The sequence below is a fragment of the Pseudomonas sp. Marseille-Q5115 genome, assembly GCF_916618905.1.
Taxonomy (GTDB): domain Bacteria; phylum Pseudomonadota; class Gammaproteobacteria; order Pseudomonadales; family Pseudomonadaceae; genus Aquipseudomonas; species Aquipseudomonas japonica_A.
The window spans coordinates 1121896-1143677 of record NZ_CAKAKI010000001.1 but is presented as its reverse complement, the minus strand read 5'-3'; the positions used below and the strand labels follow the sequence as shown (position 1 = coordinate 1143677).

Below are 21782 nucleotides of genomic sequence, written 5' to 3'. Positions count from 1 at the left end.
AGGGTCTGGTCGACTCACTTTGTGGGAGTAGGCGAAGCCTGCGAATAGCATCGGCAACCGGTTCCCGGCCATCTCCAGATGGCCGGCCGCCCAGACACCTACGCCGGCTGTGCTACCATGCGCGCCCTTCTTCGGAGGCCCTATGGTCGAACACGATTTCCGCTACAGCCTGCTCACCCCTCAGCACACCCTGATCGAATGCCGCGCGCTGTCGCCGGGGCGTTATCAGGTCACCGGCAACGGCGGCGCCATCCGCGCCGACGACGTGCTGCTGGTCACCCTCAAAGGCAGCCAAACCCTGAGCATGCGTTTGACCGTCGAAAAGGTGCGGCACCTGATCAACCCGGTGGGCCAGTGGACGGCCGTGGCGCGTGGCCCGGTGTTCAAGGAGCTGGCGATTCACACCTGGGACGTGAACTGCGATGGCTGCGGCAAAACCATGAGCATGGAGTTCGCCGTAGACGCGAGCCTCGGCGAAGCGGCCTTGCCAGTAGCCGCGGCGGCGCGGGTGGCCGAGCTGGGCTGGCGCAGCGAAGGCGGCAAGCACTTCTGCCCCAACTGCTGAGCCCTAGCCTCCAGCCTTGAGGGCAGCCAGCCGCTGGGCCAAACCTGCAGCGGTCTGCTCGCCCAACAGAGTGGCGCGCACCTTGCGTTGCGGGTCCAGCACAAAGGTAACCGGCAGCCCCTCGGCCTTAGGCAAATCCAGGGTGTCGGCCGGGTCCTCGGCCAGCACGCGATAGTGGATGCCCATGCCGTCGGCAGCCTGGACCAGCGCCTGGCCCTGCACCTGATCGAAGTTCACCCCCAACACCTGCACATCTTCGTTCGCCGTACGGCTGGCGAACTGGTTGAGCTCCGGGATCTCGCGGCGGCACGGCCCGCACCATTCGGCCCAGTAGTTGATCACCAGCCACTGGCCTTTCAGGCTGCTGGCGGTCACGGGTTGCCCATGCTGGTCGTTGCCCAGGCCACGATCACACGCCACCAAGCATAGCGTGGCGAACACGGCCAACAGGCAGGCCAAACGGTTTCGGATCATCGTCATCCTCGTCATCACGGATCAGGCAGGTAGAATAGCCGCCACTCGATAGCACAGGCGACCTTTCCATGAGCGACCTCACCCTCTATCACAACCCGCGCTGCTCCAAGTCACGCGCCGCGCTCGAGCTGTTACAGGCCCGCGGACTGGAGCCTGAAGTGGTTCGTTACCTGGACACCCCGCCCAGCGCCGCCACGCTGCGTGACCTGCTGAGCCGCCTTGGCCTTGGCGCACGGGCGCTGCTGCGCACCGGAGAGGATGACTACAAGGCGTTGAACCTGGCCGACCCTACCCTCTCGGAAGATGCGTTGATCGAGGCCATGGCCAGCCACCCGAAGCTTATTGAACGGCCCATCCTGGTACGCTGCGACAAGGCAGTGATCGGCCGGCCAGTGGACAACCTGCTGGAGTTGCTGCCATGACCACCCCTTACGTGCTGGTGCTGTATTACAGCCGCCATGGCGCCACCCGCGAAATGGCGATGCAAATCGCCCGCGGCGTTGAACGCGCCGGGCTCGAAGCGCGCATCCGCACAGTGCCGGCCGTGTCCACCGAGTGTGAGGCCACAGCCCCCAGCGTGCCTGCCGAAGGCGCGGTATACGCCACCCTCGACGACCTTACCCATTGCGCTGCGTTGGCCTTGGGTAGCCCTACCCGCTTCGGCAACATGGCGGCCCCCTTGAAGTACTTCCTGGATGGCACCAGCAGCCTGTGGCTCAGCGGCGCACTGGCCGGCAAGCCTGCGGCGGTGTTCACCTCCACCGCCAGCCTCCACGGCGGCCAGGAAACTACCCTGCTGTCGATGATGCTTCCGCTGCTGCACCACGGCATGTTCATCGCCGGCCTGCCCTACAGCGAATCCGCCCTGCTGGAAACCCGTGGCGGCGGCACGCCTTATGGCGCCAGCCACCATGCCGGTGCCGACGGCAAGCGCCCGCTGGACGAGCACGAAACTGCCCTGTGCCGAGCCCTTGGCCTCCGCCTGGGCGAAGCGGCCCGGCGGCTGGCGCTGCCCCTGGAGGGCAAGGCCTGAATGCGGGACTACCAATGGTTGCATGAGCATTGCCTGAACCGCTTCGGCTCGGCCGCGGCACTGGAAGCGCGGCTACCCCAGCCGCGTTCCGACGAACACCTGCGTAGCCTGGGCGACGACCGTTACCTCTCGTTACTGGCCCTGCGAATCTTCCGCGCCGGCTTGAAACACAGCCTGGTGGATGCCAAATGGCCGGCGTTCGAGGCGGTATTCTTCGGGTTCGTGCCGGAGAAAGTCGTGTTGATGGGCGGCGAGCATCTGGAGCGGCTGATGCAGGACGCCCGGATCATCCGGCACCTGGGCAAACTGCGCAGCGTGCCGATCAACGCGCAGATGATCCTGGATGTGGCCCACGAACACGTCAGCTTCGGTGCCTTTATCAGCGAGTGGCCTGTGGAAAACATCACCGGCCTGTGGCGCTACCTCACCCGGCACGGCAATCAGCTGGGCGGGTTATCCGCCCCGCGGTTCCTGCGCATGGCCGGCAAGGATACGTTCATCCCCACCCAGGACGTGGTAGCCGCGCTCAACGCCCAAGGCATCGTGGACAAAGTGCCTACCAGCCAGCGGGACCTGGCAGCGGTTCAAGAAGCGTTCAATACCTGGCGCGAACAGAGCGGGCGGCCGTTGTGTCAGCTATCAGTGATGCTGGCGCATACGGCTAATCACTGAAGGCTCGGAGGGTTATCAGTAGCCTCAAGGTGCCAAATAGAACTTGAGGCTAGCGCTCACATTCGGGATGCAGATAGCTTCAGGCGCTGTGTCGTAACCGACTCACATCCTTTGACGGCGATGAGCCAAACTGGCGGCTGTACTCGCGGCTGAACTGCGAAGGGCTTTCATAACCGACCCGGTAGCAAGCACTCGATACGTCCAGCCCCTCACTGATCATCAGCCGACGTTCCTCCTGCAGACGTAGCTGCTTTTGATATTGCAGCGGACTCATCGCGGTCACGTCCTTGAAGCGGTGATGCAGTGTCGAGCTGCCTAGATTTGCCACGCGAGCGAGTTCCTCGATCCGTAGAGGTTTAGCGTAATTCTTGTTCAGCCAGTCAATCGCCCGGGTTACCCGATGCGTCTGCGAATCGCTAAGCGCTATTTCGTAAAGTCGGCGCCCATTGTTGCCGCGCAGCAGCCGGTAATACAGCTCGCGCAAGGCCATGGGCGCCAGCATGCCGATATCCCGAGGTGTGTCGAGCAGGCGCACCAGTCGCAGCATGGTGTCTAACAGAGGGATATCGATAGGATCGAGAAACACCGCGCGCCCCGGCTCGCTGGGAACGCCTACAGGTGGTGCTTCGGCGATCAACTGAGCAATTTCAGCCGGATCGAAATCCAGCCGGATACAAATATAAGGGGCCTCAGGGCTGGCCTCGATCACTCGCCCGGCTACAGGCAAGGTGACTGAAACAACCAGGTAGTTGAGCGGATCATAGTGATACTGTTCATCACCCAACCCGAGCTCTTTACGCCCTTGGACGATCAGGCAGAGCGCTGGCCGGTGCACGGTGTAGATAAGTTCGGACGGTGCGTCCAAACGAATGACATGCAATGGCGCAATGGCCGTTTCGTAAATGCCGGGATTCGAGAACCGCCGTGTGAGTATCCGGATCAGTTCGGCGCGGTAGGGTGCGGGATTTTGAAGGTCGGAAGCGTCGTTCATGTCCATGTGAAGCCTTGAAAGTCGGTCAAAGACTAGCAGGGCCAATAGCACTTGCCAGGTGCCCTGCACACCAGCAGAAAGGCCCGACCAAGGGGTCGGGCTTCTGGTTATCGCCGCCGATAGAGCACCATGCCAGCGTGGTAAAGAACGCCATCCCGAAACTCCCCATCGGCGGTGAAGCCGGTGTCGTCCCAGTAACGGATGTAATCGCCTTCCACTTCGTAGCGCCCTTGGTAAGCGCTGTTGCGGGTGCCACGTGCCTCGTCGTAGCGCTCGTTGGGCAGTAGCTCATGCCGAATGTATCCATCAGCGGTCATCCACATGCCGACATAGGAGTGTTTTTTTGCGGCAAGCTTTGCGATTTGCATAGAGCGTCCCTCATCAAAAAGCGGATTAGCCGAGGCGGCCGACGGCATTGCGGTCGGCACCATCCTGGGCGACACGAACGCCCGAGGCGCGGTCGGCACCGTCCTGGGCAACGCGAACCCCCGAGGTGCGATCAGCACCGTCCTGTGCGACATAGACGTTCGAGGCTCGCAGGGCGTTCTCTTCAGCAAAGGCTACGCCCATGGTGGAAACGCTAGCGGTGGAGGCGATAAAAGCGATTGCGGCGGTGCCGATCAACAGTGGGCTAATCTTTTTCATGATGCGTCCTCACAAGTTTGGTAACGGGTTCGGATGGCCAGTCCAGGCCGTTTCGTGACATCCGTTTCGTGAGTTCAGATTAGGGTCAGCGGCCGTTTTGCCGTTATGCCGAACGTGTCGCGGATTTGCCTGATCCTGTATGTCGTTGCCGCCGCCATCGAATGCAGCTTTCATCTAAAAACCAGCGATGATGCGATCCTCCAGGTATTTCTATTGGCCGCCGCTGCGCGGCGAGCCGCGAAGCGCGTTTATCACACGTTCGATTTAGGGTAATCAGCGTCACGAGCAGCCGCTTCCCAGGCGCGGAACTCGGCTTGCATGGCTGAGAGCTTGCCCATTGCGGCCTCAAATGCCCTATTGCCCAGCAGCAGGCGCTGCGGTGGCTGGGCGGCGTTGACCGCCATATGGATCGCTGCGGCGGCACGGGCCGGGTCGCCTTCCTGCTTGCCCACCGAGGCGTGGTAGGCTCTGCGTGCATTGCCAGCGGTACCGTCGTAGTCGTCGATCGGTTCTCGCACCTCTGTCGCCGACCCCGCCCATTCGGTGCGAAACGCGCTCGGCTCCACCGTCATAACGCGGATACCTAAAGGCTCGAGTTCGGCGCGCAAGCTATCCGAGAGCCCTTCCACAGCGAATTTGCTTGCGCAGTAGTAGCCCACTGCAGGGAAACCGACGAGACCGCCGATGGACGTCAGGTTCACCACCATGCCCCGGCGCCGCTGGCGCATACGAGGCAGTACAGCCTGGATCATATTGGCGGTGCCGAAGAAGTTGACGTCGAACAGGCGGCGCGCTGCCTGTGGATCAGTCTCTTCGACCGCGGCGAAGTAACCTATCCCCGCGTTGTTGACCAGAACATCCACCGAGCCGAAGGTGCTTTCGGCCTCAGCCACCACGGCTTTAACCTGCTCGGCATCGATAACGTTCAGGGGCAGCACCAGGGCATGGCCGAGCTGAGCCAGGTCCTGCACCTGCTCGGTCTTGCGCGCGGTGACAACCACGCGCTCGCCCTGCTCAAGCAGATGGGATGCGATGTAGCGACCCAAACCGGTGGAGCAGCCGGTAACCAGCCAGGTTTTCTGAGTATTCATGGGTAGTCCTCCTGTGCTCGGTCAGGTTCAGCCAGCAGTCACTGTCATGCCGCCATCGGCCATCACCACGGCGCCCACCATGAAGCTGGCGCGGTCGGAAGCCAGGAAGGCCACCACCTCGGCGATCTCCTCAGGCTGGGCGGCGCGGCCGATCGGCGCGGCTTCGCCGTGCTGCGCCAGGAAGCCAGGGCCATCCTCCACCACGTCGTTGAGGATGTTGGTGACCACATCACCGACGCCAATGGCGTTGACGCGAATGCCATGCTCAATCGCCTCGAGTGCGAGGGTACGGGTCAGTTGCGCCAGCGCGCCCTTGGAGGCGGTATAGGCGGCGATGGTCGGGAACGCGAAGTAGGACGCGTAGGAAGCGATGTTGACGATGGCACCGGACTTGTTGGGCATCATCGCCTTGACCGCTTCACGGCAATGGAGGAACGCTGCAGTAGCGTTGACCGCCTGGATGCGCTCCCAGTCCTCGCGGGTCATGTCGATGACCAGCTTGTTGATGATGATCCCGGCATTGTTGACCAGGATGTCCAGCCGACCGAATTCCTGCACGGCCAGGCCCACTGCCCGCTCGGCGGCGCCGTCCTCGGAGATGTCGGCCACCAGAGGCACCAGACCAGGGCGGGCCAGTGATTCGACGGCCGGGTTCAGGTCTTCGGCGACGACCTTGGCACCGCGGGCATGAAGCATCAGGGCGATAGCCTTGCCGATGCCGCTCGCGGCCCCGGTGACCAGCGCGACCTTGCCTTCGACTTCGTTAGGGATGGTGTGGTTGATATCGGTCATGATCCTCTCCTGCGTAGCGGGCCGGCGGGAAATCCACAGGCCCGGCGCCGTGAGGCGCTGTTGTTATCGACGGCTTCACTGTCGCGCATCGCAGGCGGAGGTGCTTTGGGGACATTGCGCAGGCTGTCGCGGTTTTGCGCTGTAGGCGCTACATGCGTTAGCCGGGTAGTCAGGAGCGAGGGCTGCTGGTCCGAAGCTATCAAGCAAGAATGCTGAGTTCGATGAATCAGCCAATGTGGGTCACTCTGAGCCGAGTGTTTTATTAGAAACGCCCGGATAATATGCATCGAAACATTCGAGAAATAAGAAATGACCTCAGGTCCAGGTACCCCTACGCTCGATCAGCTTCGAGTATTTCTTACGGTGGTAGACGTTGGCAGTTTCGCCGGCGCGGCACGTAAGCTGCACCGCGCTACATCAGTGGTCAGCTACTCCATCGCCAACCTGGAAATGCAGTTAGGGGTCAGCCTGTTTGATCGCAAGAAGACGCGCAAACCGCAACTGACAGACGCTGGCCGCACTGTGCTGGCGGAAGCTCGTACTATCTATAACGGCATCGACGGGTTGCGAGCTAAAGTCCGCGGATTGCTGCAAGGCTTGGAAGCTGAGGTGCATCTGGTGCTTGACGTGATGTTGCCCCGGGGCAGGATAGTGGATGCACTCAGGGCCTTTCGTGAGGAATTCCCTACCGTTTCACTGCACCTGCATATCGAAGCTCTGGGTGCAGTTACACAAAGGGTACTCGACCGAAGTGCAACCTTAGGTGTAAGCGGCCCACTGACCAATAGCATCAGCGGTATCGAACGCATCGGGTTAGGCAGTGTGGTTCTTGTGCCAGTCGCCGCCCCCGAGCATCCACTGGCGCGACCAGGTCCCCACCCGCCAGGTGCAGGCCGGGGGCATATACAGCTGGTCCTTACTGACCGCTCACAACTCACCGGGGATCAACAGTTTGCCGTGGTCGGTACACGCACCTGGCAACTGGCAGATCTCGGCGCCAAGCATATGCTGCTTTGCGAAGGAATCGGTTGGGGCAACATGCCGATCGACATGGTCCGCGACGACTTGGCCAGCGGGCGCCTCGTCCATCTTGATCTGCCCGATTGCCCGGGCGGAGATTATACCTTCGATATTATCTACCGCGCCGATACCCCGCCGGGACCTGCAGCATCCTGGCTGATTGAGCGCTTCAAATCGCAAGCAAGCGAGACGGGATAGTCTAAAAATTCGAACATAACAGTCGATGTAACCTGACCTGACCTTGCTCGACACGACCGCTGCGTTACTCTATCGACCCAAACCCTTATCAGAAGGTGCTGTTGATGGTGCCCCCTGTGCGCCCAGTTGATCCCGCAAACCTCGCTGAATGCAACGCCTTGCGCATTACAGGTGAATCGATGCTGCGTTACCTGCCCGGTACGGGGCGGGCATCGCAGCCCGGCGCGCAAACCCAGGATTTAGTGGTCCTACGGTTTAGCCATCAGAGTGTTATCGCCCCCATTTTGGTACCCGCCGTGGTTGAGCCTCTCCTGGTATGGGTATTAAGTGGCGCGGCGCGGGTTGAAGAGCGCGTACTGGGCGGGGAATGGGAGGTTTCCGACGTCAAGACGGGCGACTTCTTTCTGACCAATACCAGCGAGCCCTACGAGATGCGCTGGCAGACCCAAGGTTGCGACACCTTCGAGGTCATGCACCTGTACCTGAGCCTTCCGTTGATCGACCATGCCGCGCGTGACGTACTGGGGGAGCATGCCAGCCCGGTTACATTCCTGGATGTCTCCGGAGCCAAGGATGAGCGGGTGAGTCTCATCCTGGAGCAACTACGCCTAGAGCTCATCGACGAGCGCAAGCCCAGCGCCCTTTACACCCGTAGCCTTGCCCAGGCGTTAGCTGTGCACCTGGTTCGCCGCTACCTCGATCCAGAGAGCCGCGGCCAGCGCACCAACGCATTGCAGGCGTATAAACTGCGCCGCGTGATTGCGGCGATGACCGAGGGTTTGGCCCAAGATTTTTCTCTTGCCCATCTTGCACGAGTGGGGGAGCTGAGCGAGTACCACTTCAGCCGGATGTTCAAGCGCGCTACCGGGCTGTCGCCTTCCCAATACTTCATTCGTCTGCGGATGAACCGCGCCCGGCATCTTTTGCTGGAGACGGACCGCAGCATCATCGATGTCGGGTTGGAAGTCGGCTATTCGAGCCCCAGCCATTTCTCGCAAGTATTTCGCCGGGAGGTAGGCGTCACGCCTAGCGCTTATCGCCAGGCGTGAGGGCACATTTCAAAGGTTCTCGGGCTTGAAGCATGGGGACATATCAAGCACCCGGCCGGCCACGCGGAAGCGCCCTTGCCCGGCATAATGCAACGTCGCCGGCTCGCGAACGGCAGGGGCGACATGGCCTTTCACCACCTCCCAGATGAACAAGCCAGCATGAGCTGACCAGCACGATAGGGCCAGTCTCCAAGTGACGGCGGGTCTCAGCCAAGGGGAAGTCGCATTTTTCGTAACGGCGCATGGCAGTGTCCTCAGGGGAGAAAGGTGAGCTCAGCATGTCGCACATGCAACCAGAGGTCTGTTGAGGCATTGCGGGCAATGTTGGATATTTGCGCAGAAAAAAGCCGGGCATCAGCCCGGCCTGCTCGGTTTGCGGTGCTATCAAAGGCTAGCGTCCAGGACCAGCTTACCCTGCAGGTGTCGCCCCATACTCTTGCGCAATGCTTCCTCGGCCTCGGACAAGGGCAGTACGTGCACTTCGATTGTGAGTTCACCGCTTTCAAACAGCCCAGCGATGTTATTGAGTTGGGCTGCGTCAGAGCGCGTAGCGAAATGCTTGCCTGTTGCGTTGGCAGCCATTGCCTGGTTGGCGTCAGGGGGACTCACTGGAGATACCAGCACACCGCCAGGCTTGAGCACAGCCCAGGAGCGGGTTTGAGTGTCCCCGCCCACCAGATCGAGAACCACATCGACCGGTTCCACAACGGTTTCGAATCGCGTCTGGGTGTAATCGATCAACTGCGAGGCACCCAGTTTCTGGAGATAGTCGTGATTTGCTGCTGATGCAGTGGCAATGACAGTCGCGCCGGCGATGCGCGCCAGTTGAACAGCGATGCTTCCAACGCCTCCCGCAGCGCCATGAATCAATACCCGTTGGCCGGCTTTGATCTGCGAATGTTCGTGCAAGGCCTGCCAGGCCGTCAGCGAAACCGCCGGTACACCGCTGGCCTGCAGCGCCGTTAGCTGATTTGGCCTGTGTGCAAGACGATCGGCACTGGCGACTACCTCGGTAGCATATCCTCCGACGATATTGATGAAGCCGAAAACCTCGTCTCCAACTGAAAGAGTGCTCACGCCCTCCCCTAGTGCCATAACTCGGCCGGCCACTTCGACCCCCGGAGTAAACGGCAGCTCAAGCGGGATAAAGGCTTTCATGGCGCCGGACAATACCTTCCAGTCGACCGGGTTCACTCCACTGCCGGCCACCTTGATTAAAACCTCACCCTTGCCGGGCACAGGTGATGGCAAGTCCTCGAACACAAAACCTTTGAACTGCCCGTACTGGGCTACGCGAATCGCTTTCATGTTTCACCTCGATTTTAGTGCGCTAGCAGGGAGCCTGCGCCGGGCATTGGACGGATTGAAGGTACTAGCCGCGACGTGCATCCAGGCTGAACCGCCCGGCGCCGAAGGCGGCGACCTGCAGCAACCCACCCGCCATGGCAAGGTTCTTGAAGAAATGGATGAACTGGTTCTGGTCGCTCAGCTGATTGTGGAACGCAAGCGCGGTGGCCACGCTGAAGACGGCAAGCCCGGCGGCTACCAGACGTGTGCGGTATCCCAGGATCAGCGCGATGCTACCGACCAGTTCAACCAAAATGGCAATTGCCAATGCCACCGTGGGGAATGGCAGGCCGACCGATTCGATGTACCCGATCATGCCAGCCGGCGCGCTGAGCTTACTGATGCCAGAGAGCAGGAAAATGGTACTCAACAGAACACGGCCTGTTAGCGCAGCCGAGGCGTAGAGGGTGCCGGTGGTAAGGGTCTGGCTGTGAGAAGTGCGGTTGGCGTTTGCGATTGCTTGAGTCATGACTGTTTCTCCTGAGGAGCTCACCACCCTGGTGGGCCGCATTGAGGAGGAGTCTGCACTGAGTTTTCTTATCTAAATAGATGCCTGATATCGAAGGTTAGGTTCGACAAAATCGAACGGCAATGCGCATCGTCTGGTTCCGTCAATCGACACTCCAGTGGCCAACGTGAGCTACCTTTGTATCGCCTCCTATACACAAGCCGGGTCACGCCGGCGGTGGATAGGTACCCAAGGAGCTGCCTGTTGCCTCTAGGAGAACCAATGACCACTATCTATTACAACGTACAAGACTATGGCGCCGTCGGCGATGGCGTCACCGACGATACCCTGGCGATTCAGAAAGCCATCGATGCGGCCAGTGCTGCCATTGGCTCTGCTGACGAGATCATCGATGCCCAGGTTTACCTGCCTGAGGGTACCTACATCGTCAGCAGTAACCCCAAGTGGGCCGACGACACCTGCCTGCGGATTGGTAGCCGGATCACCCTTGGCGGCGATGGGGCCGACGCGACCAGCATCAAGCTGGCTGATGGCTCGGACCAGGCCGTGAGTATGGTGCGAACCGCTGGCGAAACACAGGAATCTGGCCTGAAGGACCTCACCATCGACGGCAACAGTGCTAACACCAGCGGCCGCGTGGATGGCTTTACCACCGGCGGTGAAAACTACCGGGACAACCCTGACACGCTGGTCACCGTCAGTGGCGTGGCGCTGGTCAATTGCAGCGGCAACGGGCTCAATGCCCAGGAAAACACCTATGGCCTCAGCGTGACCGACAGCGTGGCCAGGGGCAACGGCCTCGATGGCTTCTATGCCAACCTGGCCAGCGTGGGCAACCCGTACTTCGACGCTGGCGGCTTCCAGGACAACCTCAGCGAGAACAACGGCCGCAACGGCTTCACTGTGCTGCTCGACAACTACCAGACCAGCCTCGCCGACAACGACGCCATCAATAACGGAGGGCACGGTATTCTCGTTCAGGGCGCAGAAGGCGCTGAGACAGACGACGAGGTGCAGGTTACCGATGGCGAGCTGTATGGCAATGGGGAGGAAGGCCTGGCGCTCAAACTGACTGAGTTCAGTCGCGTGAGCGGCGTCACCGTGCACGATAATGGCGAAGCAGGCATAGGCCTGATCGGTAGCAAAGGGCTCACCATCGCTGGCAATACCCTCTACAACAACGCCGTGAGCCATGGCAACGCGGAAATTACGATACAGGGCTCGGACGACAAGGATGTTACCGCGACGGATTGGACATACGGCAATGAGGTGTACAACAACATCATCACGGGTGGCAACGCCAGCTACGCCGTGACCGAGTCCAACGAAAGCCTGGTTGACCACAATACCGTGTTCGATAACTACCTCAGCCGACTGGACGAGCCTGCCACGGTGCTCTACGGCGAAGGCAGCGGCGCCTCAGGCAACCACGCCGGGTTGGTGATCACCGGCACGGCCAGCAGCAACACCCTGACCGCGATTGATCCAGCCGATACCCTGCTCTACGGCGGCGGCGGCAATGATCGCCTGATCGGCGGCGCCTATGATGACCTGCTGTACGGCGGCGCGGGCAGTGACCGGCTTACCGGCGGCGCGGGTGCGGACACCTTCCGCTACACCCAGGCCAGTGACAGCGTGCGCGGCGCCAGCGACCTGATCACCGACTTCAAGCCCGGCGAGGACAAGCTCGATGTGGCCAGGCTTGGCTATTCCGGTCTGGGCGATGGCCACGACGGTACGCTGCGCATGACCTACAACGCCAGCCTGGACCGCACCTACCTGCAAAGCCTGGACGCCGACGTCAATGGCCACTATTTCCAGCTGACGCTGGCCGGCAACTACGTCGGCCAGTTGAGCGCTACTGATTTCGAAACGCTGCTCCAGGGCACCAGCGGCAAAGACACCCTAAGCGGCACCGATGCCAGCGAAACGCTTGCAGGCCTGAATGGGCGCGACACCCTGAACGCCGGCGGCGGCAGCGACTACCTGATCGGGGGCGCCGGCGCTGATGATCTCACCGGTGGCACCGGCGCGGATACCTTCGTGTTCACTGCCCTGCGCGACAGCTACGCCAACGACACGCGCGGCGTGGATTTCAGCGACACGATTACGGATTTCGACTACCGCCAGGACGTCCTGGACCTGTCCGCACTGGGCTTCAGCAAGCTGGGGAATGGCCACGATGGCACCCTTCAGGCCACGCAGTTGGGCGACACAGGCGCCATGGTGCTGCAATCGCTGGACCCGGACGCTAACGGCAATTACTTCAAACTGGTGCTGGAACACGCCAATGACATCAATGATGCGGCGATCCGCTTCGGCGATCCGGTAGCCACCCACTTCAATGAGCAACCTGCCAGCTACGACAATTGGGTCATCGATTCGCCGACTACCAGGAACGACACTATCGTCGGGTACTTCAGCGATGATCGCATCAGCGGCTTGGCAGGCAATGACAACCTACGTGGCGAGGCGGGTAACGATACCCTGAACGGCAATGCGGGTACCGATACGCTGGACGGCGGGAGCGGCAACGATACGTTGGCGGGTGGTAGCGGCAACGACCTGCTCAGCGGCGGCGCCGGTGACGATAGCCTGACGGGAGGCACTGGGGCGGACCAGCTCACCGGGGGTTCGGGCGCCGATACCTTCGGCTTTATCAGCAGCGCCGACAGCCTGAGCGGCGCCAGCGACCTGATCACCGACTTTTCCGCCAGCCGAGATTTGATCGATGTGTCTGCCCTGGGTTACACGGGACTGGGCAACGGTAACGACGGCACGCTCAAGGTCAGCTATAACGCGGAGCTTGACCGCACCTATGTTCAGAACTTCACCTCTACTCAAGGCCAGCACTTCGAGATCGCCTTGAGCGGAGACCACAGCCACGACCTGGGCGCGGGCCAGTTCGTCTTCGCCGAGGCAAATCCTGAGCTGACATTGTTGGGGGTGTAGATGTCGAGCGAAGGTGTGGACGCTTCCAAACAGTACTAAAGCGTTCAGAGCTGCGTTGGGGCGGAAGCTGGCCTTGGCTAAAAAATAGCTTCCGACCCTATCAGCCGGACAGCTTTGGCTGCAATTGGCCATCGCAGCAGCTATCACAGTGGATAGTCGCCCTTTCCTGCGCTCGGCGGCGCGTACTGGCCCGTCCTGTTCAGGCCTTAGGGAGCGGGCGTTATGTTGAATCCCGACATATCAGGGCCAAACAACAATGGAAGGTGGCCGCAATCCAGCCATAGCTGTCGCGTAAGGGACTCAATGTTTGTTTGACTTCACGCAACCGTAGCTAGGACATTGCCAGTCGCTGCGCATAGCAAACGTGTAGCACTGGAATATCATGTCAACACCTCGTATCAGGACGAAGCGGTGATGCAGCAGAGTGCTGACAAAGGAACCACATCCATCGCCTTGGTGCATGAGGCCCTTGCGGGCGCCCGTGAGCGTGGCTATGACATCAATGGCCTGCTGACCCAAGCGAACATTGACCCCGCTTTGCTGCAAGCACCCAATGCGCGCATCTCGGCCAAGGTGTTTTCGCGGCTATGGGTGGTGTTGTCCGATCTACTGGATGACGAGTTTTTTGGCAGCGATAGCCACCCGATGCGCCGCGGCAGCTTCCGTATGATGTGCCACGCTGCCCTTGGCAGCGACTCACTCGATCAGGCCCTGCGCCGTGCATTGTCGTTTCTCCGATTGGTACTCGACGACATCTACGGCGAGTTGCGCTACGAAGGCGAGTTCGCGCTGCTGATCATTCATGATCACGGCATAGAGCGTCGGCTGTTCAGCTACGGCACCTGGCTTATCCTGGTCCATGGTCTGCTGTGCTGGCTCGGCAACCGGCGCCTGCCTATCCACAGCCTGCAATTTCGCCCGGCCAGGCCGGTGGACGACAGTGACTACCGCATGCGCTTTTGTGAGCGCATAGCGTTTGGCGCGCCTCAGACCGTGGTGCGTCTGGAGCGCAGCCTGCTTGAGGGGGAAGTATTGCAGACGCCTGCCACGCTGAACGCGTTCATGCGTGAATCGCCTGGATCGTTGTTGGTCAAGTACCGCAACAGCGAGAGCATGAGTGCGCGCATCGGCAATTGCTGCGCGACCAGAGCCCCGAGCGCTGGCCAGAGCTGGGCGGCATCGCCAGGACGCTTGGCATGTCCAATTCCTCACTGCAACGCAGGCTCGCGCAGGAGGGCCTGAACTACCAGCGCGTCAAGGATTTCCTGCGTCGCGACATGGCGATCAACCTGCTTTCCCGTGACGACCTGACGGTTATCCAAGTGGCCGAGCAAACCGGCTTTCAGGAAGCCAGCGCCTTTCACCGTGCGTTCAAGAAGTGGACCGGCGTCAGCCCCGGCGCTTATCGGCGCTCCAGCGCCGACGAAAACTAACCATCAGCGCCGACAGTGACCGCACAGGTCACGCAAAACGATGTTTCCGGGCATTTGCTGCAAGGGCGACCGCGCTTAGGATTTCTCCCGTCCCTCTTGCAGCAGGGCTTGCTCGCAAGCGGGCACGTGCAGTTCCTTAAAACAACAATAAGAAGACCCGCCATGCCGCCAGTCAACGTCTATGCGCTAACCGGCCAGTCCAGATTCAACCGCTTGCACGGCCTCATCCTGTTCTGGTGCATGCTGATCCTCATCATCGATGGCTATGACCTCGCCGTGGTGGGCGCGGCGCTGCCGGCGATCATGAAGGACATGAACATTGATGCCACCAGCGCCGGCATGATGGCCGGTTCGGCGCTGTTTGGGACCATGCTGGGTGCGATCTTTTTGGGCACCTTGGCCGATCGCATCGGCCGTCCACGTATGACGGCCATCTGCGTGGTGCTCTTCAGCCTGTTTACCGCCGGCGCCGGGCTGACGAAGGATCCTGCCAGCTTCAGTTTCATGCGCTTCGTGGCCGGCCTTGGCATTGGCGGTGTACTGCCGATCTGCACCGCGCAGATGGGGGAGTTCTCACCGATCAAGCTACGCACGCGCCTTGTGACGCTGGTTTTCGCGGGCTATTCGGTGGGCGGCATCCTCGTGGCCCTGACGGCCAAGCAGTTGATCGAGAGCCACGGCTGGCAGTGGGTGTTCTATGTTGCCGGACTGCCGGTGCTGCTGGTGCCTTTTATCCTCATGACCATGCCAGACGCCATCGGCTACATGCTTAAGCACGGTCGCCAGGCTGAGCTTCGCCAAGTGGCCAGGCAACTGGCACCTCAGATGGTCATCCGTGATGACGACCTCATGGTGGGCAATCCGGCTATCGTCAACAAGCAGGACCAGCCTGTACGCAACCTCTTCAGCGACGGCCGCGCCTTCAGCACCCTGATGATCTGGGCCGCATTCATCACCGGCTTGTTCATGGTCTATGCGTTGAACTCATGGCTGACCAAGCTGATGGCGATGGCAGGCTTCAGTCTCGGCTCTGCGCTCAATTTCGTCATCGTGTTCAATCTCGGCGCCATCGCAGGCGCACTGGGCGGCGGCTGGCTGGGTGACCGGCTTAATATCAAGCGCGTGCTGTTCAGTTTCTACCTGGTCGGGACAGTATCCCTCGCCCTGTTGGGCTACACCCGTTCCACCACGCTGCTGTACCCCATGGTGTTCATCGTTGGCGCCTCCACTCTGGGCGCGCAGCTGTTGGCCTACGCTTATGCAGGCGATTTCTATCCCTCCACCGTTCGTGCCACCGGGGTCGGTTTCGCCTCGGGCATCGGAAGGACAGGGGCCATTGTGGCGCCGGTGCTTATTGGCTGGCTGATCTCGATGCAACTGCCCTTGGAGCATAACTTCCTGGCCATCGCCTTGGCCGGGCTCATCGGCGCAGCCGCAGTATCGCTGATCAGACAGTCGCTGGCCGACTCATCAGCGGTGCGACATCCTCAGGCCGGGTCGGCTGCTTGCGCTACAGCGCCACTCAAGCGCGACTCCACTGAACTGATCTGACAGGACCTTCATGAACCGAACCTCAAGCCCCCCCCTTGACCCTAGGCTCCTGAACGAAGCGGTCGACTGGGCGATTGCCTCGCGGAGAAGTATCCGGGCCTTTGAGCCTACACCGGTGAACAAGGCAGATATCGAAGCCATTCTGGAGGTGGCACGCTTTAGCGCGACAGGCGTGAATATGCAGCCTTGGCGTGTGCATGTGGTCACTGGCGAAATAAAAGAGCGTTTGTCGGCAGCTATTGCCGACATTGATAACGATCCCAACCATGATTTGGCGCTGCCGGACCCATACGAGTACTACCCAAGGGAATGGACTTCGCCCTATATCGACCGCAGAAGACAGGTCGGCTGGCAGCTGTATGGGCTGTTGGGCATCACCAAGGGTGACAAGCAGCGGATGCATGAGCAGCACGCGCGCAACTATCGGTTCTTCGATGCGCCCGTGGGGCTGCTGTTCACGATCGACCGGGTGCTGGGTGAAGGTAGCCTGCTGGACTACGGGATGTTCCTGCAAAGCGTGATGATCGCAGCCAGGGGTCGAGGCCTGCACACCTGCCCGCAAGCGGCATTCCTGAAGTATCACCACGTGATAAGCGAAGTGTTGGGAATTCCTTCATCGCAGATGCTGGTGTGCGGAATGAGCTTGGGCTATGCGGACATGGACAGTATCGAGAACAGCTTGGTGACCGAGCGTGAACCGGTCAGCCGCTTTGCCACTTTTCATCACAATAACAAGGAAACGCAGCCATGATACCGAGCGCCCTGTACGACGGATTAGCGCAATGCACGGCTAATCACTTGCCTTTGACGCCCTTGGGCTTTCTTGATCGGGCGGCGTTGGTCCATCCACAGCGTCCGGCCATTGTATACGGTGAGCTGGTCCATACTTGGCAGCAAACGCGCGAACGCTGTTTGCGCCTCGCCTCTGCATTGGTTCGTCTGGGGGTAGCGCCTGGGGAGACCGTATCTATCCTCTGTCCGAATACGCCCCCCATGCTGGAGGCACATTTCGGTGTGCCATTGTCCGGCGCAGTGCTCAACACCATCAACTGCCGTCTGGATGCACAGGGAGTGGCTTTCATTCTCGGCCACGCCGAAACCCGCGTGCTGTTGGTCGATCGCGAGATGGCAACGGTCGCTGCCGCGGCAGTGGCGCTACTCGAACGGCGCCCAGTGATTATCGACATTGAGGATCCCTACGCGCCGTTGGGGCCGACTATTGGCGTCCTCAGTTACGAGACGTTGCTCGCCAGTGCTGATCCTGAATTCGAGGGGGTATGGCCCAAGGATGAGTGGCAACCCATCGCACTTAACTACACCTCCGGCACTACCGGCGATCCCAAAGGGGTAGTAGCCAGCCACCGCGGTACCTACCTGATGAGCCTGCTGCAAATGACCAACTGGCCCCTGGCCCGCGCGCCTCGCTATCTGTGGACGCTGCCTATGTTCCATGCCAATGGTTGGTGCTTTACCTGGGCAATCACCGCAGCCGCCGGGACCCATGTGTGCCTGCGCAAAGTCTCGGCTGAGGCCGTCTTCGACGCGATCGAGCGACATGGCGTCGACCACTTTTGCGCCGCGCCGATTGTCATGGCGATGATCGCCGATGCGGCCAACCGCCCGCCGCTACAGCGCCCGGTGCGCGTCCTGACCGCCGGGTCGCCGCCGCCTGCTTCGGTGCTCAGCGCCGTGGTAGCACAGGGGTTCGATGTAGATCACGTGTACGGCATCACCGAGGTTTCCGGTACGCCAGTGAGCTGCGTCTGGCAGGATGGTTGGGACCAATTGCCCGAGAGCGATCAGCGTTCCCGTAGGGTCCGCCAGGGCGCGCGAGCCGCAGCATTCGAAGGGCTGATGGTCGCCGATCCTGACAGTCTAGAGCCGGTCCCCCACGATGGCACGACTACCGGTGAACTGCTGCTGCGCGGCAACACGGTGATGATGGGCTACCTCAAAAATACTGAGGCCACCGCGAAGGCGTTTGCCGGCGGCTGGTTTCGTACCGGTGACATCGCGGTTGTTCATGAAGGCGGTTACGTGCAGATCACTGATCGCTCCAAGGACGTGATCATCTCTGGCGGCGAAAACATTTCTTCGATTGAGGTAGAGGAAGTCATACACGGGCACCCCGCAGTGTTGCATGCGGCGGTTGTCGCGCAGCCGGACAATAAATGGGGCGAGGTGCCTTGTGCGTTCATCGAGCTCAAAGCCGGTGTGCCCGCACCCAGTGCGGCCGAGGTCATCGCCTTCTGCCAAACCCGGCTGGCGCGCTTCAAGTGCCCGCGCGAAGTGATTTTCATGGAGTTGCCCAAGACCGCCACTGGCAAGATACAAAAGTTCGTATTGCGTGAGCGAGCGGGAAGCAAGGAAGCGATTTCCAGGCTCGCCTCCCATGCTTGAGGATGGATTATCGCCCGGCTTGACGTTTGAGGAAGGCGGTATGCTGACGGAGCCCCTGACCTGCCGGGGCTGGGCGCATCCACGAACCTGCGAGGCACGTTCCACAAGAAGATCCTGGCCCGGGATCTCATTGAGCCGTGTGAGCATTTGAAGCATTGGATACCGGAGGAGCAACCAGAAGCATTAGTGAAGCTGTTGCTTGATTTTTGGGCAGAACGGCGCTGAACTCCAGTATTGAAACCTTTTCCCGCCGGTGAAGATGAGGCTTACATAGGCTTAACTGAAACCACCTCCACATACCGAAATTTCTTCCGCGCCGCCTTCACCGCTTCCTGTTCGGCCAGCAACGTGCTTAACGTATCCGCTTCATGCATCAGCTCCTGCCTTTGGCCTTCAAAGACATTCCCGACCCGCAGGGTGACCCTGAGCCTGGGCGTAAACGCCTTCTCCACCTTTCGTTTTTTCGCCGCGGCCGCCGGCGGCACGATCACTACGTCCGGGATAGCGTCCATGGGATCGGGAATGTGTACATGGGTGGGCGCAGGCGCCTCCGTGGCGCCAAACAAGGCGCGGCGCATTTCTGCTTCAGTCAGGTCGGTCATGGCTGTCTCAATGTGTTGAATCTTCAGCGGGGCGTAGCGCCGGCGTACCTGCAGCGGCAGATCATAGACCACCTGCTTCAGGATCGGTTGAACGGTGCTTCAGCGGCCTGCTTACCTATTTCTTCGGTATCCAGCTCCATGCCCAATCCACCCTCTCACCCCTGCCCTTCCGCTTTCGCCTGCGACAGCGCCTCATACCGCGCCTCCAGCCGCTCGTGGGCCTTCTGCAACTGCTGCAGCTGCGCCGCAGCGCTGCCGGCCTGCGAGCGGAACCCCGCGCTTTCCTCCTTTGCCTCCAAGCGCTGCACGCGTAGCCGGTCAACCATTGGGCGCCAGACGGTCGAAAACGGCAAGAAACGGGATTCTTTCGACCGACTATATATTCACTGCAACAGATATGAATAATATCGTTCCGAGAAAAAAACTCATGATTACCTCCGAATATCACGAAGTTAATCTCCATCCCCAACCCTCAGGCACAGCCATTAAAGCTCAGTAAAGGAATGATATTATTTAATAGAGGAACCACACTGGGCGGCAGCATTGACTGTCATGAAACTTTTCCAAATAACCGCCAGGCCAACATACCCCTATCCCAATCTCCCGAGAACAATCAGCTCATCGTTGAGGCAAACATCTCCGAAGTATAAACGCTCTCGATCCTTAAACGCTTTATTGTGATTTCGTCGGGACAAGTCGAAAGACAAAGAGGGTAATAAGATCAAGCATCAAGTCTTGACGAACTGACAAACGGCTTCAAGAAAATGGCCGGATCGCCGATAAGTGATTACCAAAATGCCACTACGATGCCCACTCATGGCTTCCTTCGTCCTGCGTCGCTTCCTCGGTCTTCACCAAGCATGGCTCGATTCGCTCTTCATTGCCCTCTTCGGCGCTGGAGTGCTGACGCTCTGCATCGAGCTTGATTTTTATGAAGTACTAACACAGTTCAACGCCCGACATGAGCGGTGGCAGGCTGATGAAGTGTTCCTCGCTTTTGTTGTGGTCGGCTGGTGTGGATTGATCTTTGGTATCCGCCGCATAGCCGAGCTGCGGCGAGAAATCCGCAGTAGGCGCCTGGCGGAACAAGCTGCGCTGGAAATGGCTACTCATGATCCATTGACGCGGCTGCCCAACCGCAGGGGGCTGGATCTGAATTTTCATTCTCGAAGACTGAATCCGAACGAGCCCTTCTTCCTGGTAGTGTTCGATCTTGACGGTTTTAAATCCGTCAACGACGTCTACGGGCACAGCGCTGGTGACCGGCTTTTACAAGAACTCGCTTGTCGCATACGCACGGTGTTACCGGAAGGCGACTTCGCCTGCCGCTTGGGTGGTGATGAATTTGCCTTGATTATCCGGTCAGCAAAGACCCCGGAATCTGCTAGCTGCCTTCTGGCCCAGCTCACACCCCTCCTCTCCAGCCCGGTGACGTTTGATTCTGTACGTCTTGTAGCGGCGAGCACGTATGGCGTTGCTGAATATCCCAAGGACGGTGAAAGCTTGAGCAGCCTCCTTCGCCGCGCGGACCTGGCCCTTTACCAAGGCAAGCACGATGGTAAGGGCACCATTTGTTTCTTTGACGCGCGTCGTGATTGCCGCCTGGAGGAGCAATCACAAGCTACGCAGTTATTACGTGAGGCCCTTGACAATGGGTATCTGAGCTTGGCTTATCAGCCGATCGTCACGGTAAAGGGGGAGCGCGTTGTTGGCTTTGAAGCCTTAGCCAGGCTAACTCATCCCTTACATGGGGACATTCCGCCCTCCATATTTATTCCCGCCGCCGAGCGCTCAGGCTTGATGCGGGATGTAACAAACCTTTTGCTGGAGCGCGCTTGCAGGGAGGCTCACGGGTGGCCTGCACACCTATCGTTGGCATTCAATTTAAGTGCACTGGACCTGCGGGATGAATGGTTATTACAACGAGTGCAAACTGCACTCCAGCGAAGCGGCCTTGCCCCTGACAGGCTGGAGTTGGAGGTCACGGAAACAGCGGTTGTGGATAACATTGCGTTGGCTCGAAAGCACTTTGAAGCGCTACGGGGCATGGGAATCCGTATTGCAATGGATGATTTTGGAACGGGATATTCAAGCCTGGCGCAGCTTGGTAACCTCAATTTTGACAAGCTTAAAATTGATCGATCATTCATAAATACCGTATTGGAAAATGATAAAAATGGCCGTATCGTCAGAGCCATTATTCACCTGAGCGAAGGTTTGGCGTTACCCGCAGTCGCTGAAGGGGTTGAAAGCCAAGGCCAAGCGCAATGGCTTAGCGAGGCTGGCTGTCCCTTGGCGCAAGGGTATCTATTCAGCGAACCTCTAACGGAGGCCAAACTCCGCGAATTGTTGAGGGCACCCTTTTCGGACCACGGTTGATGCCACCATCGGTTGAGCGTCAGGTCGTACATCCGGACGCAGGATGAATCTCGAGACCCTCGATTGACATAAAGCCGAGTAGCAACCCGGGCCTATCCGCCACTTGTCGATGCGGTTCC

General features: G+C 59.9%; 23 protein-coding genes. 13 read left to right on the top strand and 10 right to left on the bottom strand.

Translation table 11 applies throughout. From position 1 onward, the window contains the following. Positions 1 to 142: 142 nt before the first annotated feature. A complete protein-coding gene (locus LG385_RS05495) occupies positions 143 to 565 on the top strand; it encodes a hypothetical protein (RefSeq protein WP_181112676.1) in 423 nt (140 codons plus the stop codon). A 3-nt stretch (positions 566 to 568) separates the two neighbouring features. On the opposite strand, the gene LG385_RS05490 is transcribed toward LG385_RS05495, so the two are convergent. Next, entirely contained in the window at positions 569 to 1036 is a 468-nt protein-coding gene (locus LG385_RS05490; RefSeq protein ID WP_225776177.1) for a TlpA family protein disulfide reductase, read from the bottom strand. Positions 1037 to 1107: 71 nt separating this feature from the next. On the opposite strand from LG385_RS05490, the gene arsC reads away from it, so the two are divergent. Genes arsC through LG385_RS05475 form a run of 3 tightly spaced genes read left to right on the top strand, consistent with a single transcriptional unit; the run spans position 1108 to position 2744 of the window. Then, positions 1108 to 1461, top strand: a complete 354-nt coding sequence (gene arsC / locus LG385_RS05485; RefSeq protein WP_225773039.1) for an arsenate reductase (glutaredoxin) — start codon at positions 1108 to 1110, stop codon at positions 1459 to 1461. Then, positions 1458 to 2072, top strand: a complete 615-nt coding sequence (gene wrbA, locus LG385_RS05480) for an NAD(P)H:quinone oxidoreductase (RefSeq protein ID WP_225773036.1) — start codon at positions 1458 to 1460, stop codon at positions 2070 to 2072. Before arsC ends, wrbA begins: the two co-directional genes overlap by 4 nt. Next, positions 2073 to 2744 carry a DNA-3-methyladenine glycosylase I gene (locus tag LG385_RS05475; protein WP_225773034.1) on the top strand — a complete coding sequence of 224 codons (672 nt, stop codon included), beginning with the start codon at positions 2073 to 2075 and terminating at the stop codon, positions 2742 to 2744. It begins immediately after the preceding gene. Between the two features lie 79 nt (positions 2745 to 2823). Here the strand turns inward: LG385_RS05475 and LG385_RS05470 are convergent, their stop codons facing one another. The 5 genes from LG385_RS05470 to LG385_RS05450 form a co-directional block, all read right to left on the bottom strand. Beyond that, positions 2824 to 3741: an AraC family transcriptional regulator gene (locus LG385_RS05470; RefSeq protein WP_225773032.1), complete on the bottom strand. Its 918-nt coding sequence runs from the start codon at positions 3739 to 3741 to the stop codon at positions 2824 to 2826. Positions 3742 to 3842: 101 nt separating this feature from the next. Next, positions 3843 to 4103, bottom strand: coding sequence for an Atu4866 domain-containing protein (locus LG385_RS05465; protein ID WP_225773030.1), 261 nt, complete (start codon positions 4101 to 4103; stop codon positions 3843 to 3845). Positions 4104 to 4128: 25 nt separating this feature from the next. After that, complete coding sequence (locus LG385_RS05460; protein WP_225773027.1) at positions 4129 to 4380, bottom strand: hypothetical protein; 252 nt, start codon at positions 4378 to 4380, stop codon at positions 4129 to 4131. Between the two features lie 251 nt (positions 4381 to 4631). Then, positions 4632 to 5471: an oxidoreductase gene (locus LG385_RS05455; RefSeq protein ID WP_225773025.1), complete on the bottom strand. Its 840-nt coding sequence runs from the start codon at positions 5469 to 5471 to the stop codon at positions 4632 to 4634. Positions 5472 to 5498: 27 nt separating this feature from the next. Next, the gene (locus tag LG385_RS05450) at positions 5499 to 6263 is read right to left on the bottom strand and encodes an SDR family NAD(P)-dependent oxidoreductase (protein WP_225773023.1); all 765 of its coding nucleotides are present in this window, start codon (positions 6261 to 6263) and stop codon (positions 5499 to 5501) included. Between the two features lie 309 nt (positions 6264 to 6572). Between LG385_RS05450 and LG385_RS05445 the strand changes: the two genes are divergently transcribed. After that, entirely contained in the window at positions 6573 to 7481 is a 909-nt protein-coding gene (locus LG385_RS05445; protein WP_225773021.1) for a LysR family transcriptional regulator, read from the top strand. Positions 7482 to 7660: 179 nt separating this feature from the next. After that, positions 7661 to 8530 (top strand): helix-turn-helix domain-containing protein, encoded by an 870-nt coding sequence (locus LG385_RS05440; RefSeq protein ID WP_225773018.1) that lies wholly within the window; start codon positions 7661 to 7663, stop codon positions 8528 to 8530. Positions 8531 to 8914: 384 nt separating this feature from the next. On the opposite strand, the gene LG385_RS05435 is transcribed toward LG385_RS05440, so the two are convergent. After that, positions 8915 to 9838: an NADP-dependent oxidoreductase gene (locus tag LG385_RS05435; RefSeq protein ID WP_225773016.1), complete on the bottom strand. Its 924-nt coding sequence runs from the start codon at positions 9836 to 9838 to the stop codon at positions 8915 to 8917. Positions 9839 to 9902: 64 nt separating this feature from the next. Next, complete coding sequence (locus LG385_RS05430; RefSeq protein WP_225773013.1) at positions 9903 to 10346, bottom strand: DoxX family protein; 444 nt, start codon at positions 10344 to 10346, stop codon at positions 9903 to 9905. Between the two features lie 261 nt (positions 10347 to 10607). Between LG385_RS05430 and LG385_RS25420 the strand changes: the two genes are divergently transcribed. The 6 genes from LG385_RS25420 (at position 10608) to LG385_RS05390 (ending at position 18682) form a co-directional block, all read left to right on the top strand. After that, positions 10608 to 13298 (top strand): M10 family metallopeptidase C-terminal domain-containing protein, encoded by a 2691-nt coding sequence (locus tag LG385_RS25420; RefSeq protein ID WP_263974677.1) that lies wholly within the window; start codon positions 10608 to 10610, stop codon positions 13296 to 13298. Between the two features lie 414 nt (positions 13299 to 13712). Next, the gene (locus LG385_RS05410; RefSeq protein WP_225773012.1) at positions 13713 to 14540 is read left to right on the top strand and encodes an AraC family transcriptional regulator; all 828 of its coding nucleotides are present in this window, start codon (positions 13713 to 13715) and stop codon (positions 14538 to 14540) included. Next, positions 14495 to 14731 (top strand): helix-turn-helix domain-containing protein, encoded by a 237-nt coding sequence (locus tag LG385_RS05405; RefSeq protein WP_263974676.1) that lies wholly within the window; start codon positions 14495 to 14497, stop codon positions 14729 to 14731. Before LG385_RS05410 ends, LG385_RS05405 begins: the two co-directional genes overlap by 46 nt. Before the next feature lie 162 nt (positions 14732 to 14893). Then, positions 14894 to 16282, top strand: a complete 1389-nt coding sequence (locus tag LG385_RS05400; RefSeq protein WP_225773007.1) for an MFS transporter — start codon at positions 14894 to 14896, stop codon at positions 16280 to 16282. Positions 16283 to 16292: 10 nt separating this feature from the next. After that, positions 16293 to 17033, top strand: coding sequence for a nitroreductase (locus LG385_RS05395; RefSeq protein WP_225773005.1), 741 nt, complete (start codon positions 16293 to 16295; stop codon positions 17031 to 17033). Further along, positions 17030 to 18682: an AMP-binding protein gene (locus tag LG385_RS05390; protein ID WP_225773003.1), complete on the top strand. Its 1653-nt coding sequence runs from the start codon at positions 17030 to 17032 to the stop codon at positions 18680 to 18682. The genes LG385_RS05395 and LG385_RS05390 overlap by 4 nt, the downstream gene beginning before the upstream one ends. A 266-nt stretch (positions 18683 to 18948) precedes the next feature. Here the strand turns inward: LG385_RS05390 and LG385_RS05385 are convergent, their stop codons facing one another. Further along, positions 18949 to 19284 carry a hypothetical protein gene (locus LG385_RS05385; RefSeq protein WP_225773001.1) on the bottom strand — a complete coding sequence of 112 codons (336 nt, stop codon included), beginning with the start codon at positions 19282 to 19284 and terminating at the stop codon, positions 18949 to 18951. Positions 19285 to 19439: 155 nt separating this feature from the next. Then, positions 19440 to 19637, bottom strand: coding sequence for a hypothetical protein (locus tag LG385_RS05380; RefSeq protein WP_225772999.1), 198 nt, complete (start codon positions 19635 to 19637; stop codon positions 19440 to 19442). A 463-nt stretch (positions 19638 to 20100) separates the two neighbouring features. Here LG385_RS05380 and LG385_RS05375 point away from each other — a divergent pair, with 463 nt between their 5' ends. Next, positions 20101 to 21663, top strand: a complete 1563-nt coding sequence (locus tag LG385_RS05375; protein ID WP_225772997.1) for a putative bifunctional diguanylate cyclase/phosphodiesterase — start codon at positions 20101 to 20103, stop codon at positions 21661 to 21663. Positions 21664 to 21782: the final 119 nt, after the last annotated feature.

Coding starts and splice junctions, on each gene's coding strand:
- LG385_RS05440 (WP_225773018.1), top strand. CDS start 7,661: ATGCTGCGTTACCTGCCCGGTACGGGGCGGGCATCGCAGCCCGGCGCG.
- LG385_RS05400 (WP_225773007.1), top strand. CDS start 14,894: ATGCCGCCAGTCAACGTCTATGCGCTAACCGGCCAGTCCAGATTCAAC.
- LG385_RS25420 (WP_263974677.1), top strand. CDS start 10,608: ATGACCACTATCTATTACAACGTACAAGACTATGGCGCCGTCGGCGAT.
- LG385_RS05445 (WP_225773021.1), top strand. CDS start 6,573: ATGACCTCAGGTCCAGGTACCCCTACGCTCGATCAGCTTCGAGTATTT.
- LG385_RS05465 (WP_225773030.1), bottom strand. CDS start 4,103: ATGCAAATCGCAAAGCTTGCCGCAAAAAAACACTCCTATGTCGGCATG.
- LG385_RS05385 (WP_225773001.1), bottom strand. CDS start 19,284: ATGACCGACCTGACTGAAGCAGAAATGCGCCGCGCCTTGTTTGGCGCC.
- wrbA (WP_225773036.1), top strand. CDS start 1,458: ATGACCACCCCTTACGTGCTGGTGCTGTATTACAGCCGCCATGGCGCC.
- LG385_RS05395 (WP_225773005.1), top strand. CDS start 16,293: ATGAACCGAACCTCAAGCCCCCCCCTTGACCCTAGGCTCCTGAACGAA.
- LG385_RS05375 (WP_225772997.1), top strand. CDS start 20,101: ATGGCTTCCTTCGTCCTGCGTCGCTTCCTCGGTCTTCACCAAGCATGG.
- LG385_RS05405 (WP_263974676.1), top strand. CDS start 14,495: ATGTCCAATTCCTCACTGCAACGCAGGCTCGCGCAGGAGGGCCTGAAC.
- LG385_RS05495 (WP_181112676.1), top strand. CDS start 143: ATGGTCGAACACGATTTCCGCTACAGCCTGCTCACCCCTCAGCACACC.
- arsC (WP_225773039.1), top strand. CDS start 1,108: ATGAGCGACCTCACCCTCTATCACAACCCGCGCTGCTCCAAGTCACGC.
- LG385_RS05390 (WP_225773003.1), top strand. CDS start 17,030: ATGATACCGAGCGCCCTGTACGACGGATTAGCGCAATGCACGGCTAAT.
- LG385_RS05460 (WP_225773027.1), bottom strand. CDS start 4,380: ATGAAAAAGATTAGCCCACTGTTGATCGGCACCGCCGCAATCGCTTTT.
- LG385_RS05470 (WP_225773032.1), bottom strand. CDS start 3,741: ATGGACATGAACGACGCTTCCGACCTTCAAAATCCCGCACCCTACCGC.
- LG385_RS05450 (WP_225773023.1), bottom strand. CDS start 6,263: ATGACCGATATCAACCACACCATCCCTAACGAAGTCGAAGGCAAGGTC.
- LG385_RS05410 (WP_225773012.1), top strand. CDS start 13,713: ATGCAGCAGAGTGCTGACAAAGGAACCACATCCATCGCCTTGGTGCAT.
- LG385_RS05435 (WP_225773016.1), bottom strand. CDS start 9,838: ATGAAAGCGATTCGCGTAGCCCAGTACGGGCAGTTCAAAGGTTTTGTG.
- LG385_RS05475 (WP_225773034.1), top strand. CDS start 2,073: ATGCGGGACTACCAATGGTTGCATGAGCATTGCCTGAACCGCTTCGGC.
- LG385_RS05430 (WP_225773013.1), bottom strand. CDS start 10,346: ATGACTCAAGCAATCGCAAACGCCAACCGCACTTCTCACAGCCAGACC.
- LG385_RS05455 (WP_225773025.1), bottom strand. CDS start 5,471: ATGAATACTCAGAAAACCTGGCTGGTTACCGGCTGCTCCACCGGTTTG.